Source organism: Marinomonas lutimaris, assembly GCF_019426345.1.
Lineage (GTDB): Bacteria > Pseudomonadota > Gammaproteobacteria > Pseudomonadales > Marinomonadaceae > Marinomonas > Marinomonas lutimaris.
On sequence record NZ_JAHLLW010000002.1, the window covers coordinates 194,809 to 210,454 of the forward strand.

A 15,646-nucleotide genomic window follows, 5' to 3' on the forward strand; every position below is an offset into this window, starting at 1 on the left:
TTTCTTTCTATGAAAATTCATTTCTTTTTAGTGACTAGACACGTCTATTTGCTGAACCTTCGCTTAGAAGGATGATACTATACCGCCACAAAATTTTTACTTTATATGGATAGATATGAGTCTATTGTCGTTAGAACAGATCAGTGTTGCTTTTGGGCATAATCCGCTGCTGTCAAAAATCAGTTTTTCAGCAGAAGCTGGAGAGCGTGTTGCTATTATCGGTCGTAACGGTGCAGGTAAATCCACACTGTTAAAAGTCATTTCTGGTGAGCAAGTTGCCGATGAAGGTGTGGTTCGTCTAGAAGGCGGTATGACCATAGGACAGTTACCTCAAGAGCTGCCTGATGCGAATGAAAAAACCGTACGTGAAGTCGTAAGCGAAGGTGCTGGTGAAGCGCATTCTTTAATGACACGTTACTTCAAATTATTAGAAGATTTCGAGAATGATCACTCAAATGAATTAAGTGATATTCAAACTGAGTTAGATCGAATTCAAGGTTGGGATTTAGAACAGCGTGTGAATCACATGATTCAGCGTTTGGCTTTGCCAGCTGATAAGCTGATGTCAGAGCTTTCTGGTGGTTGGCGTCGTCGCGTTATTTTAGCGCAAGCGTTGATTTCTAACCCAGATGTCTTGTTACTAGATGAGCCGACTAACCATTTGGACGTGCCAACCATAGAATGGATGGAGCAACAGCTTCAGCAATTTCGTGGTTTGATCTTGTTCATTACCCATGACCGTCGTTTCCTAGAAAAATTGGCTAACCGCATCATCGAATTAGATCGCGGCAATCTTATTTCCTTTAGCGGCAATATCACCGCCTTCCTTGCTTTTAAAGAAAAAATGCTTGAAGAAGAAGAGCGCGCCAACGCTTTATTCGACAAACGTTTGGCTGAAGAGGAAGTTTGGATTCGTCAGGGTATTAAAGCGCGTCGTACTCGTAACGAAGGCCGAGTTCGTGCTTTGAAAGCGTTACGTGAAGAACGATCTGAGCGTATTAGTCGCCAAGGCAATGCAAAAATGGCAATTGAGACCAAAGACAAGTCTGGCAAGTTAGTGGCGGAATTCACTCAAGTTGGTCACTCCTTTGCTGACAAAGTGATCCTACAACCAATGGATTTTATTGTGAATCGTGGAGACCGAATTGGTCTGATCGGTCCAAATGGGTGTGGTAAAAGTACCTTTCTGAAAATTCTTTTAGGGGATCTAGAGCCAGAGACAGGTTCTGTTCGTCAAGGTACTAAACTTAACGTGGCGTATTTTGATCAGTTACGTGAGCAACTTGATCCAGAACAAACCGTTGCTGAAAACGTTGGCGAAGGCAAAGACGTTATCGAAATCAATGGGCAGAACAAACACGTTATCGGTTATCTTGGCGATTTCCTTTTCCCACCTGAGCGTGCTCGCACGCCAGTAAAAGCCTTGTCTGGTGGTGAACGAAACCGTGTATTGCTGGCAAAACTATTTACTCGCCCAGCTAATCTTTTGATTATGGATGAGCCAACCAACGACCTTGATGTAGAAACATTGGAGCTTCTTGAAGAGCTACTGATGAACTACGATGGCACCTTATTATTGGTAAGCCATGATCGTGCTTTTCTAGATAACGTGGTCACTAGTGTGATTGCTTTTGAAGGCGAAGGCCGAGTGAAAGAATACGTTGGCGGCTATCAAGATTGGATTCGTCAAGGTGGTAAATTCCCAACAGAATCTACTTCTCAAACAGATGACGCGCCAAGCAAAAAAGAGAAAGCAAAAGCAGAAGCGAAAAAAGCGGAAGAGGCTAGCCAGAAATCTACTGTGCAAGCTAAACCAAAAGCCAAGCTAAGTTATAAAATTCAGCGCGAATTTGATGATATGCCAGCGACCATTGCGAAGTTGGAAGAAGAAATTGCGGCTTTGCATGTAACAACCAGCGCACCAGAATTTTATACTGGTGATGCGGATAAAGTTCAAAAAACCTTGGCAAAGCTAGCTCATAAAGAAGAAGAGCTTGAAACAACCATGGAGCGTTGGTTAGAGCTTGAAGAGATGCAAAACGGATAAACTGCGCAAAACGGGTAAATTATGACGAATAAAGTAAAACCAGTTTCATTTGTACCGCGCTTTTTTGGCGCATTTGGTCAGTTTTTTAAATATATGGGGAGCGGCGATTACGCCGCTCGCTGTCAAACGGTTGGTCAAGGCGAGCAATTTGCCTTTGAAGTTGAACCAAAAGTCATTACAGAAGAAGTCGAAGTAATTCGTGAAATCGAAGTCGCTGCGCCTGTGTTAGATACGGTTAACGCCGATGGTGCGCATCAGTTATTGCAACTATTGCAACAAGAAGCGCGCTTTATCGACTTTATTCAAGAAAGCATAGATGACTACAGCGATGCGGATGTGGGGGCAGCATCTCGCCAAATCCACGCTGGTTGTTCGAAAGTATTGAAGCAACACTTTACCATTGATGTCGTATCTATCGACGTAGTGAACACAGCTGCGGAAAACAGCCGCGTAGAAGTACCATCAGGTTATGATGCAAAACAGATCAAGCTGGAAGGTCGAGTGGAAGGCGATGGCCCATACGTTGGCACGCTGATTCACCCTGGTTGGAAAATAACCGAAACGCGTCTACCAAAAGTAACCAATACTGAAAGTCTGAACATTCTAGCGCCAGCTGAAATCGAGGTATAACTCATGAGTCAATATTTTATTGGTATCGACCTAGGTACCACGCATTCGGCTGTCTATTATTCTCCATCTAATCAAGCTGAAGTAGAAACTAATCAAGTCGGGCGTATTCAACAATTGGCGATTCCGCAGTTTATTGCGGCAGGCCAAGTGGATGCTCGTCCTTTATTACCATCTTTTGTGTATTTTCCCCATAAAACTGAATTTTTAGAAAGCGATCTGCAATTGGCTTGGGGCAAAGCGCCTTCTATTGTGGGTCAATTGGCTCGTGAATTGGGCGCAAAATCTTCTGGACGATTGGTGCAAAGCGCTAAAAGCTGGTTGTGCCATTCTCGTGTTAGTGCTGATGAAGCGGTTTTGCCGGTGGATGCATTGGAAGAAGTCGAAAAAGTCTCTCCAGCGCAAGTCACGGAAACCTTGCTAGCGCATTTAGTCAGTGCCTGGGCAAATCAATTTCCTAATGCGCCGATTACTGAGCAAACAGTCGTCATTACTGTGCCAGCCTCATTTGATCCTGCGGCTCGCGCTATCACCGAGCAAGCGGCTGAAAAAGTTGGCTTGCGTGCTCGCTTGATCGAAGAGCCATTAGCCGCGTTTTACGCATGGTTGAGTGACCAACAAAATTGGTCAGAAAGCCTAGAGGTGAACGAGCATATTTTGGTTGTCGATGTGGGTGGTGGCACGACAGATTTATCCTTGATCAAAGCAATCGAACAAGAGGGTGCTCTTGGCCTCGAGCGCGTGGCGGTTGGTCGTCATATCTTACTTGGTGGCGACAACATGGATTTGACCTTGACCTACCATTTGGCTGCTCAATTAGCACAAAATGGAACTAATCTTGAACCTTGGCAAATCAGCGGTTTGACTCAAGCTTGCCGTGAAGCGAAAGAACGTTTGCTATCCAATGCTGATCTAGAAGAAGTCAGCGTTGTTGTGCCAAGTCGCGGTCGTAGCTTGTTCAATAACAGCATTAAAGCGACCTTGACGCAAAACGATGTGCAGCAGCTTTTGATTGATGGTTTCTTCCCGCAAGTGCAGTTAGGTGAGCAAGCTCAAAAAACAGCCCGCAGTGGTTTTAGTGCGATCAATTTGGATTACGAAGGTGATCCAGCGATTACCCGTCATATCAGTGAGTTCTTAGCTCAACATGATGTGACGCCTACGAAGATTTTGCTAAACGGCGGTGTGTTTAACGCCAATGCGATTCGCAGCACGATAGAAACTCGTTTGGATGTAATGTTGTCTGAGTCGTTGAGCGGCAGAAAATTAACCATGTTGACACCATCGCATTTGGATCACGCGGTTGCCAAAGGCGCGACTTACTATGCTCAAGTGCAAGCAGAGGGCGGTGTTAAAGTTAAAAGTGGTTTAGCGGCTAACTATTACATTGGGGTGGCTAGCCCAATGCCTGCGATTCCAGGTATGGCACCACCAGTGGATGCTATCTGTGTAGCACCTTTTGGTTTGGAAGAAGGCTCTGAAGAGCAAATGCTGCCGAATGAGTTTTCACTGATTGTAGGTGAAAGTGTGACCTTCCGTTTCTTCCAATCAAAAAACAGCGAAGCGCAATCTGTCGGTAAAGTTATTGCGTCTTTTTCGGTTGCGCAACTCGATGAATTGAATCCTTTGTCGGTTCGTTTGGATGCGGGTCATTATCAAGCGGGTGACATGGTGCGAGTATATTTAACCGCTCGTGTTACCGAGTTGGGGTTGTTGCTATTGCAAGCGCACGATACCCAATCTGACCTAAGTTGGACAATTGAGTTTCAAGTTAGGGAGTCTTAAACCATGGCACAACCAGCTTTTCATTCTGCTTATCGAGTTGGGATCGATTTAGGGACAACTAATTGTGTCGTCTCTTACGTTCCCGTAGCGGAACATTCGAATGCAAATGCGCCAGCCTTGATGCCTATTCCGCAAGTGATGGCGGATGGCTCGGTACAAGAGTTTACTTATTTACCGAGTGCAATTTATGTGTTGGCGTCAGATGAGATGGGTAAAATTGATCCAGTTTTGCCCTGGCGTCACCATGATAAAGAACGAATCGTTGGTGTTGGAGCGTTAGCTTTAGGCCAGCGTCGAGCTGGGCAATTAGTACAAAGTGCGAAAAGCTGGTTGAGCCATCGTCAGGTAGATCGTCGTTCGCCGATTTTGCCTTGGGCGAGCGAATTTTCTAAAAAGCTCAGCCCACTCGAGGCGAGTAAGATTCTTTTATTACATATTAAGCAGAGCTGGAATCATCGCTTTGCTGATGCACCGTTAGAATCTCAATCCATAGCGTTAACCTTGCCGGCATCGTTTGATGAAGAAGCGCGAGCGTTAACCTTGGAAGCAGCCAAACTGGCCGGTCTAAACGATTTATATCTTCTCGAAGAGCCGCAAGCGGCTTGTTATCACTACATCAGCGATGACGAAAAGCTCGCTGCGTTAGCTGATAAAAAAATGCTCTTGGTGGTCGATATAGGTGGTGGTACCTGTGACTTTAGTCTGGTTGCTATTCAGCCTACATCAAGCAAGGCGAAAGGTGTTTCTCTTAAGCGTATCGCAGTAGGTGAACATCTGTTGCTTGGTGGCGATAACCTTGATCAAGCCTTGGCGTTTCAGTTAGATCCTAAGCAGATATCTGCGTTATCTGCTACGCGTTTAGCGGCTTTGGTTCAGCAAACTCGTCAAGCTAAAGAAACCTTATTAGGTAAAGATGCACCGGAATCGTTAAGTATCACCGTACTTGGTGGTGGTAGTCGTTTAATCGGTGGTTCGCAAAAATTTGATGTATCAAGAGAAACCTTGTTGGAACAAATTCGTAGTGGATTTTTTCCTTTGGTTAATCAGGATGAAAAGGTGCAAAAGAGCGATTATGCCATGCACACCTTGGGCTTGCCTTATGAGTCAGATCCTGCGTTTACGCGGCATTTAGCGGCATTTTTACAGCAACATAAAGCAGTAATCAAAGCGGCAACTGGCTCGGCTATGCCTGATGCCGTGTTGTTTAACGGCGGTTTGTTTAATAGCCCTGTGTTAAAAGCTCGCTTATTAGAGCAGCTGAATATTTGGTCTTCTGAGCCTATTCTTGCCTGTTCTGCAGAAGAACCTGACGATGCGGTTGCCAAAGGCGCCGCCATGTATTTAAACGCTTTGGCAGGCGAAAGTACACGCATTGAAAGTGGCGTGGCGCACAGCTTGTATTTAAAAGTTGGCGAGGATCAATTCGTTGGTATCTTGCCAAAAGATACTTTAAAAAGTGAAGCCATTTGCTTAGAACAAGAGTTCTTTGTCACTCTGGGCCAGCAAGTACAGTTCCCTTTGTATCGCTCTGACGATCATCTTGAATGTGTGGTTGGCAGAGTACGTGATCAAGATGGATTGCACTATATTTCTACCTTGATGACCGAGCTGGATGGCTCCATCGATTCGCAAGAAACGTCGGTAACGCTATCGGTGCAAATGACCGAAGTGGGTGTGTTGCAAGTAGTGTTAAACGCGAACAACCAGAAAGACCAATGGCGTTTGGATTTTTCAACCCAAGCTAGTTCTTCGCAAGACTCTGAGCAATCTGATGAAAGCGGTTTACTGCATGCCAATATGGGCCAAGCGGAAGAGCATTTAGCGAAGTGTTTTTCTAGTGCGGGTCAAAAGCAAAATCCTGATTTGGTAAAATCCCTTAAGCAGGATTTGGATCAGTTACTGGGTAATCGTGATGATTGGAACCTTGCCACATCGCGACGTTTGGTCGATAAGCTTTTAAGTCTTAAATCTGGTCGGACCAAAAGTGCTCAACATGAGCGTCAATGGTTGCAGTTGATGGGCTACTGTCTTCGCCCTGGCTTTGGCGCTATGGATGACTTGGCTCGTGTACAGCAAGTGGTGAATGCCACTAAAGCTGGTGTTCAGTTCGACACCGCGCCAGTTTGGGGGCAGTACTGGACCTTATATCGCCGCATCGCAGGCGGTTTATCTATTGAACAACAAGCGTACTTGTTCAAACAATTTAGCCAATACTATTCGCCAACAGGGCAGCGTTCTCGTGACAAGATGAAAGCTCTGACCACTAAGTCCAGTGACGATTTAATTCGTTTGGTTGGTGCGTTAGAGAGTTTATCAAATGAAGATAAAACCACCGCAATAGATTGGTTACTAAAGCGTTTGCAGAAAACTTCTGAGCCAGACACGGCTTGGTGGACGATAGGACGAATTGCCTCCCGTCATCTATTATCTGGAAAGCAAGAGCAAAGAATTGCTGAGGATAAGCTCTTTCCTATCCTAGAAGTTACGCTTAAAGAAGATTGGAAAAAGCGTAAGCAAGCAGGTTTGGCAGCCGTTCTGATGAGCCAAGTCAGCGTTGGTGAATCCGATAAACTCAGCGCTTTACGCAAAAAAGTGGCGAACAAACTCAAAAAAGACAAATGCCCAGCTCAATGGCTTGAGCGTTTAGAAAGCCAAATTGAGATTAACAGCGACGAACTTAATGCCTTAGTTGGTGAAAGTTTGCCCATTGGATTACGTTTGTAGTGCCTTTCAAGTAGGCCTTGTATAGTAATCAGGTTTAGGTTCTATCTTTAGTTATAAAAAACGCTCGATGTATTGCATTGGGCGTTTTTTACTTATGCAGTTTGATGTTGGTTATCAGGTAATAAGCTTATCAGTAATGCTGATTATCTGTTTTATGTTTAGATTGTTATCATGTCAGCCAGAGCATAAATTTTGTGTGCTCTACTGCTTAATTTTGTTAGATAAAGCGGTCTGATCACTCTAAAACAAGAACATCAAACAATAACTCTAAAAAATCCACTTATTTTAATTACTAAAGAGATCTATATTTTTATATAGATAACATGGCTATTGTTTTAGCTTATTCTTTGACATTCATTATTTTACATACAATGAACCGATTATCAGGATGCTATATTTATGAAAAAACTATTAGCAACAAGTTTGCTGGTTTGTGCCAGTAGCTTTTCTGCTTTTGCAGCAACGCCACCAAATGCCTTAGTTGTGGCACAATCATTAGACGATGTTACCAGCTTAGATCCAGCACAAGGTTTTGAATTAACCTCAGTACAAACCTTTACCAATGTTTATCAACGTTTGGTTCAATCTGACCCACAAAATCCAACCAGTCTGGAGCCTACTTTGGCGTCTAGTTGGGAATCAACATCCAACAGTTTAACGTTAACTCTGCGCAAAGGTGCGGAGTTCGCTAGTGGTAATCCAGTTCGTCCAGAAGATGTTATCTTTTCTTTGGGGCGCGTGGTTAAGCTGAATCTAGCGCCGTCGTTTATTTTGACCCAATTGGGTTGGGATAAAGACAATGTTGATAGTCACATTCAGAAAATTGCCGATGATAAAGTGAAAATTACTTGGGATGTGAGTGTTGGACCTTCATTTGTATTGAGCCTATTGTCTGCACCTGCGTCTTCTATTGTTGATGAGAAGACCGCAATGGCGAATGCTGAGAACGGCGATCTTGGTCATGCTTGGTTGAATAATCATTCAGCAGGTAGTGGTCCTTTTCAGATTAAACAATACATTCCCCATGAAGCCTTGGTGTTGTCTGCGAATAAAACTTCGCCAGGTGGCGCGCCTAAGCTAGATTTGATTTTGATGAAGAATGTGCCTGATGCGGCAACTCGTCAGTTATTGATTGAGCAAGGTGATGCAGACATTGCCCGTAATTTAGGTTCGGATCAGTTTCAATCATTGCAAGGTAAAAAAGGCGTGAAAACTTTGGCTTTACCTTATGCTTCTTTGTACTACATTTTGTTTAATACCAAGGTGGAAAATAACCCAGATTTGGGCAATCCAAAATTTTGGGAAGCCGCACATTGGGCGTTTGACTACAAAGGTATTGGTGTTGATTTGATGCGCGGTCAGTTTCAAGTTCAGCAATCGTTTTTACCAGTTGGTTTCAATGGTGCGTTGACTGATCAGCCATACAGCTATGATCCAGAAAAAGCGAAAGCCATCCTGAAAGAAGCGGGCATTAAAAACCCTCACTTCAAGTTAATTGTCAGCAATCAGCCGCCGTATTTGGATGTGGCGCAAGCTTTGCAAGCGAGTTTTGAGCGTGCAGGCATTAAAGTGGAATTGATTCCGGGCATTAGTAGTCAGGTTTCTAGTGAAGTGAAGAGTCATAATTTTGAAGCCACAGTGACTGCTTGGGGCCCAGACTATTTTGATCCAAACACCAATGCATCAGCTTTTGCGTATAACCCTGAAAATGGTTCTAAAACGCTAGCATGGCGTGCTAACTGGCAGATTCCTGAATTAAGCAAGATGACCATTGCGGCTCGTGCTGAAACAGATGAAGCAAAACGTACTGAAATGTACCAAGCCTTGCAGAAAAAAGTTCGTGAAAGTTCACCTATTGTTGTTGGCTTGCAAAACAAAAAGCTAGTTGCGATTCGAGAAGACTTGCAAGGCTACGTACAGGGCATCATGCCAGATATGGTTTATTACAAGAACGTTTCTAAATAATGGGCACCTCTAAACAATGAGCGCTTCAACACTGTCAGTCGGCGCGAAAACGCGCCGACTTTGGATAGGCCGCGTCCAGACTCTGGCGAGCGGCCTTGTTTCATTGGCGCTGACCTTATTCGGCTTGCTGGTTTTTACCTTTATATTGTCTCGTGCTGCACCAGTTGATCCTGTTTTGCAGCTAGTAGGAGATCATGCCAGTGAGGCGACGTACCAACAGGCTCATCATGAATTAGGTTTAGATCAGCCTTTACCAATGCAATTTCTTCATTACTTGGGGCGATTATCTCAGGGCGATTTGGGTGTTTCTCAGTTAACTCAGCAACCAGTCGTTAGTGATTTGATGCGCACTTTTCCAGCGACGATTGAGCTGGCAACCTGTGCCATGTTTTTCGGTGCTTTCTTTGGTATTTTGCTTGCTGGAATGGCGGTGTATAAGCCAGGTAGTTGGATGGATCATTTGGCGCGATTTGTGTCCTTGCTGGGTTATTCTGTACCCGTTTTTTGGCTTGGTTTATTGGGGCTATTATTGTTTTATGCCACTTTGCATTGGTCAGCAGGGCCTGGCCGATTAGACGATATTTATACCTATACGATGACGCAAAACAGCGGTTTTATTTTAGTTGATGCCATTCGTAGTGGGGATGTGGAAATAATTAAAAATGCGATTGCGCATTTATGGTTACCTGTGGCTGTACTGGCGCTACTTTCTATGGCGTCGATTACGCGATTGTTGCGTGCTGTCATGCTAGAAGAGACCAATAAGGAATATGTGATTTTGGCGCAAGCTAAGGGCGCAAGTCGTCTTCGAATTCTAGTGGTGCACGTCTTTCCTAACGTATTGGGCACTTTAATCACAATTCTGGCTTTGTCTTATGCAAGCTTGTTAGAAGGTGCCGTATTAACAGAAACGGTATTTGCTTGGCCTGGGCTTGGTCGTTACTTAACCAGTGCATTATTTGCTTCGGATATTTCTGCGATATTAGGTTCAACGTTATTAATTGGTACCTGTTTTATTTTGCTAAATACATTTGCCGACGCACTCACTAAATGGGTGGACCCAAGAACAAGATGATGGATTCAACAAATAACCTTACCCCTCATACAGTACAGAAGAAGCGTCGCTTTCGGTTACCTCGCTGGTTGAATACTTTTAATATCGGCTTGATCATGGTGATGATGCTATTAGGCTTGGCTTTGCTAGCGCCGCTTTTATCACCCTTTGATCCTAATGTTCAAAATATCCAAGACAGATTATTGGCTCCCGATGCCGTGCATTGGTTTGGTACTGACCGTTTTGGCCGCGATTTATTCTCCCGCGTCTTATTTGGTGCTCGCCCAACACTTATTTTAGTAAGTTTGGTTGTCATTCTAACGGTTCCTATTGGCTTGGCTGTGGGCATTTTTGCAGGCTATTTTGGCGGTTGGGTCGAGCGCATCTTGATGCGTATTACTGACATTGTTATGTCTTTACCTAGTTTGGTTATTGCATTGGCTTTGGTTTCTATTTTAGGACCAGGCTTAATGAATGGCGCATTAGCTTTGGCGTTTACTAGTTGGCCTTCATTTGCGCGACAAGCGAGAACAGAAACCTTGTCTATTCGTCGCAGTGATTATTTGTCAGCGGCTAGAATGCAAGGTGTAACAGGTTTACGTTTGATTGTGGGTCATATCTTACCTTTGGTTTTGCCGAGTGCGATTGTTCGAGCTGCGCTGAATTTAGGGGGGATTATTCTTGCTGCAGCTGGTCTTGGCTTTTTAGGTATGGGCATTCAGCCGCCGACGGCAGAGTGGGGGTCTATGGTATCCAGCGGTAGCCGCGTGATATTTGATCAATGGTGGGTTGCTGCGGTGCCCGGTTTTGCTATTTTGTTCGCTAGCCTTGCTTTTAACCTGCTGGGTGATGGACTTAGAGATAAAATGGATCCTCGTCATGACAAATAATTCAAGTTTGATTCGCATCGAGAGCCTGAAAATTGGTTTGGAAGACGGTACAGAATTGGTCAAAGGCATTGATTTTTCGATGGGGCGTGAACGGGTTGCGCTTGTTGGAGAATCTGGCTCAGGAAAATCACTTACCGCACGTTCGTTAATGGGATTGCTACCAGATTCTTTACACGTTCAGGCGGATCGCTTTGAACTGCTTGGCGAAGCCGTCTTGCCTTATAATCAAAGACAATGGAATCAATTGCGTGGCAAGCAAGTTGCTATGGTGCTGCAAGATCCTAAATACGCGTTGAATCCGACACAAAATATTGGCCGACAAGTGGCTGAGCCTTTGGTGCTACATCAGTCTTTATCGAAAAAAGTGCGAATCGAAAAAGTCGAGCATATGCTGGATGCCGTCGGTTTACCGAATCCAGCCCAACTACGCAAGATGTATCCTCATCAGTTGTCAGGCGGAATGGGGCAGCGAGTGATGTTAGCAATAGCATTGATCAATGATCCGCAGTTTTTGATTGCTGATGAACCAACGTCGGCACTAGATCATGCGGTGAGAGATCAGGTCTTAGAGTTAATTTCTTCCTTGGTTGAAGAGCGCAATATGGGCTTGTTATTGATTAGTCATGATTTGCAGCAAGTGGCAGATTATTGCGAGCGGGTATTGGTTATGTATCAAGGTCAGTTGATTGACCAGTTGGCGGCATCTGAATTATCCAACGCGTCACATCCGTATACGAAAACCTTGTGGTCATGTCGTCCGAATATTGATAAACGAGGGGAATCATTGCCTATCTTGGATCGGAAACAGATAGCCAGTTTAACCGAAGGAGCCGCTCGATGAACTTGATCGAATTAAATGACGTCAGTATCAGTCATGTTCAAGGCTCGGAGCGTAATACCGTTGTTCATGACGTAAATTTGACTGTTAAAGCTGGCGAGTGCTTTGGTTTGGTTGGCCCTTCTGGATGTGGTAAGTCGACTTTGCTTTGGGTGTTGGCAGGGTTAAATCCGCATTGGAGCGGTAGTATAAACATGTTGGATCAGCCATTGAGTGCTGGCAAGGTGTTCACTGGTGACTTGCGCCGTCGTGTGCAAATGGTATTTCAAGATCCTTATGCTTCTTTGCACCCGAAACATCGTCTGCGTCGTGCTTTGTCAGAACCTTTGAAATTGCTGGGTTATCAAGATATTGATGATCGTTTGAGTGAAGGTTTTAAGCAGGTTGGTTTAGCTGAAAACATGATTGATCGATATCCCCATCAATTGTCTGGCGGCCAGCGTCAGCGAGTAGCGATTATTCGTGCCTTGTTGCTGGAACCAAAGCTTTTGTTATTAGATGAACCCACGTCAGCCTTGGATATGTCTGTGCAGGCGGAAATTCTGAATCTATTAAATGATTTAAAAGCCAAGCGAGATTTAACCATGGTGATGGTCAGTCATGATCCTGATGTAGTGGATTACATGTGTGACCATGCGGTTACAATGAAAGCTGGACGGATTGATCAAGAAAAATTCTATAATTAGAGGTGTTTACTTAGATTAAACGCCCTTTAGTAAAGAGATAGCTAAAGGGCGTTGAAAGTTCATTTTACTTCCAGAAACTAAAAAACTAGTTTCTAACTCGCTTCATATTAATAAGAATCGGGCTGCCAGTCATCGGATCTGGAATCAGGTCGCATTCAACGCCATATAATTCACGCACCAGCTCTTTTGTCATCACCTCTTTTGGGCTGCCTTGGGTGATTATCTCGCCTTTTTTCATAGCAATAATATGATCCGAATACCGGCAAGCGCTTGGTAGGTCATGAACTACCATAGCGAGAGTTTTGCCTTGTCTTGATAAATTGCGTATTAGCTCGAAGACTTCAATCTGATGCCCTAAATCCAGAGCTGAAGTTGGCTCATCCAATAAGAGCAAAGGCGTTTCTTGTGCAATTGACATAGCAATCCAAGCTCGTTGGCGTTGTCCGCCAGAGAGCGTGTCCAGCAGTCGATTTTTTAGCCCTTCTAAATCTGCGGCGTTTAGGGCGTAGTTTATGGCTTGTTGGTCATCCATAGCCCATTGTTTTAGTAGACTTTGGTGGGGGTGACGGCCAAAGCGAATCAATTCTTCAATGGTAATGCCATCCGGTGCTAAAGTGTCTTGTGGTAATAGTGCGAGTCGTCTAGCGACTTCTTTGGAAGGAAGAGAATGAATGTCTTTTCCATCGAGCAGTACAACCCCAGAACTTGGTGAATGAACGCGAGATAAGCCATTTAACAAGGTGGATTTACCGCAGCCATTTGGCCCAACAATAGCAGTGACTTTCCCTTCTGGAAGAGAAACATCTAGATTTTCAATAATGCTGGTTTTGCCATGTTTTAGGGTGAGCCTTTCAGCCCCGAGACGAGCTAGGTTGTTTATTTCAGATGTCTGTTTAAATTGTAGAGACGTGGCCGTCATAACGAAGTCCTTGAAGTGCGTCGTACAAGTATCCAAATTAAGTAAGGACCACCTATAACGGCAGTGACTATACCAACGGGTAATTCTATTGGTGACAATATCGTTCGACCAAATAGATCGGCTAGAATCATCACCAAGGCGCCAGTGAGTGCAGAGCTTATCAAGGGAATACCACGATAACGTGCCAGAACTCTAGCGATCTCAGGGCCAACCAAGGCAACTAAGCCGACAGGGCCAGCTACCGCAACGGCAAGGCCAGTTAGTGTGATACACAAAACTAAAGCGGTGATTCGAATGTGTTTGATATTTGCGCCAAGACCTGTAATGACTTGGTCGGAAAAGGGCATCAAAGCAAACTGAGAGGCCAAAAATAAGCAAGCTACTAAACAGATGCCAAGCCCAATGCCTAACACTTTTACCATCATAGGATCGCGAGCACTCAAGCTACCAACCGTCCAAGGATAGGCGCTGTTTGCCACATCGATACTGACTTGGCTTAATAGTAATTGCGTTACCGCACCCGCAATGGCACCAATGCCGATACCGGCAACGATGAAGCGATAGCCCCGTGTGCCACTGCCACCAGCAAGGCCAAATGCCAAAGCGGTTGCTGTTGCAGCACCAGCCAATGCCATAGCAGAAGGCGCGAGCGAAACCCCCATACCAACCACTGACGACACAGCGAATGCCATCGCAGCGTTATCTATGCCAATTATGCCTGGTGTCGCTAAGCGGTTTCTAGCCATGGTTTGCATTAAACAGCCAGCCAAACTGAAAGCAGCTCCAGTAAATAGTGCAGCCAATAAACGTGGTAAACGTAAATCTTGCACAATGAACTGACTCATCGGATTGCCGTGGCCAAATAATACGGCAATAACATCTTTTGGCGAGATTGGCATGGTGCCAATACCAAGTGTTGCAATACAAGCGACTGATAACAGGATTAGTAGCCAAGTGTTGCGGATAACTGCTTGTTTCTCGATCAATAGCGTCAGATGACGACCTAGAGACAATAAGCTATGACCGCTTGGTGCTGTAGGGTTTTCTTCGTTATTAGGAAGGGAGAGACTTTGATTCATCATAAGGTAGGCATTCTTCGAGATCGCACAATCAACAGTAGTACAGGGGCACCAATAATGGCGGTCAATACTCCTAATGGCATTTCAGCTGGTTGAGCAACAAGGCGTGATACGATGTCTGCAGAAATCACAATAATTGGTCCGAGTGGTAAACATAGCCATAAAGTACGGCGAATATCTGGCCCAACCAAAGCGCGTGCCGCAAAAGGAACCACTAGGCCTATAAAAGCAACGGGACCAGCAATCGCGGTTGCACCACCAACGAGTAAAGCAACAGCTACAATGACAACAGCGCGGATACGTTGCGGCTTGTGTCCCAAGCCAATGGCAACTCGCTCACCTAGTGCTAATGATGCCAGAGGCTTTACTGCGTATAAGATACAAAGTCCCGCAATCAGCATGGAAGGCAAAACCGATAATAGGGTGTCGGTGTCTCTACCTGCAACGCTGCCTGTTACCCAAAAGCGAATTTCATCGGCGGCTCTTTGGTCAAATAGTAACAATAGAGAAGTTACAGCGAGTAACAGACTTGAAAGCGCGGCGCCAGCCAGAACTAAGCGAATTGGGTCGTTTTGCTGTCCTTGCATTCGAGCGACGCTAAGCACACACAAACAGCCTAGCAAAGCGCCAAATTGGGCAATACCAACCGTTAATGTTGCCGTGCTGGCACCTAGAACCAAAGTAATGGCAACTGCAAGGGAGCTTCCAGCACTAACGCCAAGTAAACCAGGTTCAGCCAATGGATTGCGTGCTACAGCCTGCATTAAAGCACCAGCAATGCCAAGTGTTAAACCAATAAACAAGCCAATGACTGTTCTGGTTGCGCGTAAATGAAAGACAGTGAATTGATCGTCTGCGGAACCATTGCCGAGTAGTGTTTGAAAAGAAGCTTGTAAACTTAAGCCGCCAGCGCCAAACAATAAACTGCAGATACAGCAAAGTGCCAACACTAAATGTGCTGACACAAATACGCTAAACAAGGGGCGTTGTGCGGGAGGTATATGAAACCAACTAATCATCTAGGTTATTTGT

At 44.8% G+C, this 15,646-nt stretch carries 12 protein-coding genes; 9 read left to right on the forward strand and 3 right to left on the reverse strand.

The window, feature by feature from the left end:
- The first annotated feature begins 115 nt into the window (after positions 1 to 115).
- The 9 genes from KPL72_RS03810 to KPL72_RS03850 all read left to right on the forward strand — a co-directional run bounded on the left by KPL72_RS03810 (position 116) and on the right by KPL72_RS03850 (position 12,616).
- Positions 116 to 2,047 carry an ATP-binding cassette domain-containing protein gene (locus KPL72_RS03810; protein WP_219701930.1) on the forward strand — a complete coding sequence of 644 codons (1,932 nt, stop codon included), beginning with the start codon at positions 116 to 118 and terminating at the stop codon, positions 2,045 to 2,047.
- Positions 2,048 to 2,068: 21 nt separating this feature from the next.
- Positions 2,069 to 2,677, forward strand: coding sequence for a DUF2760 domain-containing protein (locus KPL72_RS03815; protein ID WP_219701931.1), 609 nt, complete (start codon positions 2,069 to 2,071; stop codon positions 2,675 to 2,677).
- Positions 2,678 to 2,680: 3 nt separating this feature from the next.
- Positions 2,681 to 4,459, forward strand: a complete 1,779-nt coding sequence (locus KPL72_RS03820; protein ID WP_219701932.1) for an Hsp70 family protein — start codon at positions 2,681 to 2,683, stop codon at positions 4,457 to 4,459.
- A 3-nt stretch (positions 4,460 to 4,462) separates the two neighbouring features.
- Positions 4,463 to 7,183 (forward strand): hsp70 family protein, encoded by a 2,721-nt coding sequence (locus tag KPL72_RS03825; RefSeq protein ID WP_219701933.1) that lies wholly within the window; start codon positions 4,463 to 4,465, stop codon positions 7,181 to 7,183.
- A gap of 399 nt (positions 7,184 to 7,582) precedes the next feature.
- A complete protein-coding gene (locus KPL72_RS03830; protein WP_219701934.1) occupies positions 7,583 to 9,148 on the forward strand; it encodes an ABC transporter substrate-binding protein in 1,566 nt (521 codons plus the stop codon).
- Between the two features lie 16 nt (positions 9,149 to 9,164).
- Complete coding sequence (locus KPL72_RS03835) at positions 9,165 to 10,223, forward strand: ABC transporter permease (RefSeq protein ID WP_219701935.1); 1,059 nt, start codon at positions 9,165 to 9,167, stop codon at positions 10,221 to 10,223.
- A complete protein-coding gene (locus KPL72_RS03840; RefSeq protein WP_212918706.1) occupies positions 10,220 to 11,092 on the forward strand; it encodes an ABC transporter permease in 873 nt (290 codons plus the stop codon). The genes KPL72_RS03835 and KPL72_RS03840 overlap by 4 nt, the downstream gene beginning before the upstream one ends.
- On the forward strand, positions 11,082 to 11,933 hold the full coding sequence (locus KPL72_RS03845; RefSeq protein ID WP_219701936.1) for an ABC transporter ATP-binding protein: 852 nt from the start codon (positions 11,082 to 11,084) through the stop codon (positions 11,931 to 11,933). The genes KPL72_RS03840 and KPL72_RS03845 overlap by 11 nt, the downstream gene beginning before the upstream one ends.
- Positions 11,930 to 12,616 carry an ABC transporter ATP-binding protein gene (locus KPL72_RS03850; protein WP_212918708.1) on the forward strand — a complete coding sequence of 229 codons (687 nt, stop codon included), beginning with the start codon at positions 11,930 to 11,932 and terminating at the stop codon, positions 12,614 to 12,616. Before KPL72_RS03845 ends, KPL72_RS03850 begins: the two co-directional genes overlap by 4 nt.
- Before the next feature lie 85 nt (positions 12,617 to 12,701).
- Here the strand turns inward: KPL72_RS03850 and KPL72_RS03855 are convergent, their stop codons facing one another.
- From KPL72_RS03855 to KPL72_RS03865, 3 genes are read right to left on the reverse strand one after another with little or no spacing between them, the layout of a single operon-like run.
- The gene (locus KPL72_RS03855) at positions 12,702 to 13,535 is read right to left on the reverse strand and encodes an ABC transporter ATP-binding protein (protein ID WP_219701937.1); all 834 of its coding nucleotides are present in this window, start codon (positions 13,533 to 13,535) and stop codon (positions 12,702 to 12,704) included.
- On the reverse strand, positions 13,532 to 14,617 hold the full coding sequence (locus tag KPL72_RS03860; protein ID WP_219701938.1) for a FecCD family ABC transporter permease: 1,086 nt from the start codon (positions 14,615 to 14,617) through the stop codon (positions 13,532 to 13,534). The genes KPL72_RS03855 and KPL72_RS03860 overlap by 4 nt, the downstream gene beginning before the upstream one ends.
- Positions 14,614 to 15,633 (reverse strand): FecCD family ABC transporter permease, encoded by a 1,020-nt coding sequence (locus KPL72_RS03865; RefSeq protein WP_219701939.1) that lies wholly within the window; start codon positions 15,631 to 15,633, stop codon positions 14,614 to 14,616. The genes KPL72_RS03860 and KPL72_RS03865 overlap by 4 nt, the downstream gene beginning before the upstream one ends.
- Between the last annotated feature and the right edge of the window lie 13 nt (positions 15,634 to 15,646).

Excerpts from the sequence above, each read along its gene's own strand:
- KPL72_RS03810 (WP_219701930.1), top strand. The coding sequence starts at position 116 with ATGAGTCTATTGTCGTTAGAACAGATCAGTGTTGCTTTTGGGCATAAT.
- KPL72_RS03815 (WP_219701931.1), top strand. The coding sequence starts at position 2,069 with ATGACGAATAAAGTAAAACCAGTTTCATTTGTACCGCGCTTTTTTGGC.
- KPL72_RS03820 (WP_219701932.1), top strand. The coding sequence starts at position 2,681 with ATGAGTCAATATTTTATTGGTATCGACCTAGGTACCACGCATTCGGCT.
- KPL72_RS03825 (WP_219701933.1), top strand. The coding sequence starts at position 4,463 with ATGGCACAACCAGCTTTTCATTCTGCTTATCGAGTTGGGATCGATTTA.
- KPL72_RS03830 (WP_219701934.1), top strand. The coding sequence starts at position 7,583 with ATGAAAAAACTATTAGCAACAAGTTTGCTGGTTTGTGCCAGTAGCTTT.
- KPL72_RS03835 (WP_219701935.1), top strand. The coding sequence starts at position 9,165 with ATGAGCGCTTCAACACTGTCAGTCGGCGCGAAAACGCGCCGACTTTGG.
- KPL72_RS03840 (WP_212918706.1), top strand. The coding sequence starts at position 10,220 with ATGATGGATTCAACAAATAACCTTACCCCTCATACAGTACAGAAGAAG.
- KPL72_RS03845 (WP_219701936.1), top strand. The coding sequence starts at position 11,082 with ATGACAAATAATTCAAGTTTGATTCGCATCGAGAGCCTGAAAATTGGT.
- KPL72_RS03850 (WP_212918708.1), top strand. The coding sequence starts at position 11,930 with ATGAACTTGATCGAATTAAATGACGTCAGTATCAGTCATGTTCAAGGC.
- KPL72_RS03855 (WP_219701937.1), bottom strand. The coding sequence starts at position 13,535 with ATGACGGCCACGTCTCTACAATTTAAACAGACATCTGAAATAAACAAC.
- KPL72_RS03860 (WP_219701938.1), bottom strand. The coding sequence starts at position 14,617 with ATGATGAATCAAAGTCTCTCCCTTCCTAATAACGAAGAAAACCCTACA.
- KPL72_RS03865 (WP_219701939.1), bottom strand. The coding sequence starts at position 15,633 with ATGATTAGTTGGTTTCATATACCTCCCGCACAACGCCCCTTGTTTAGC.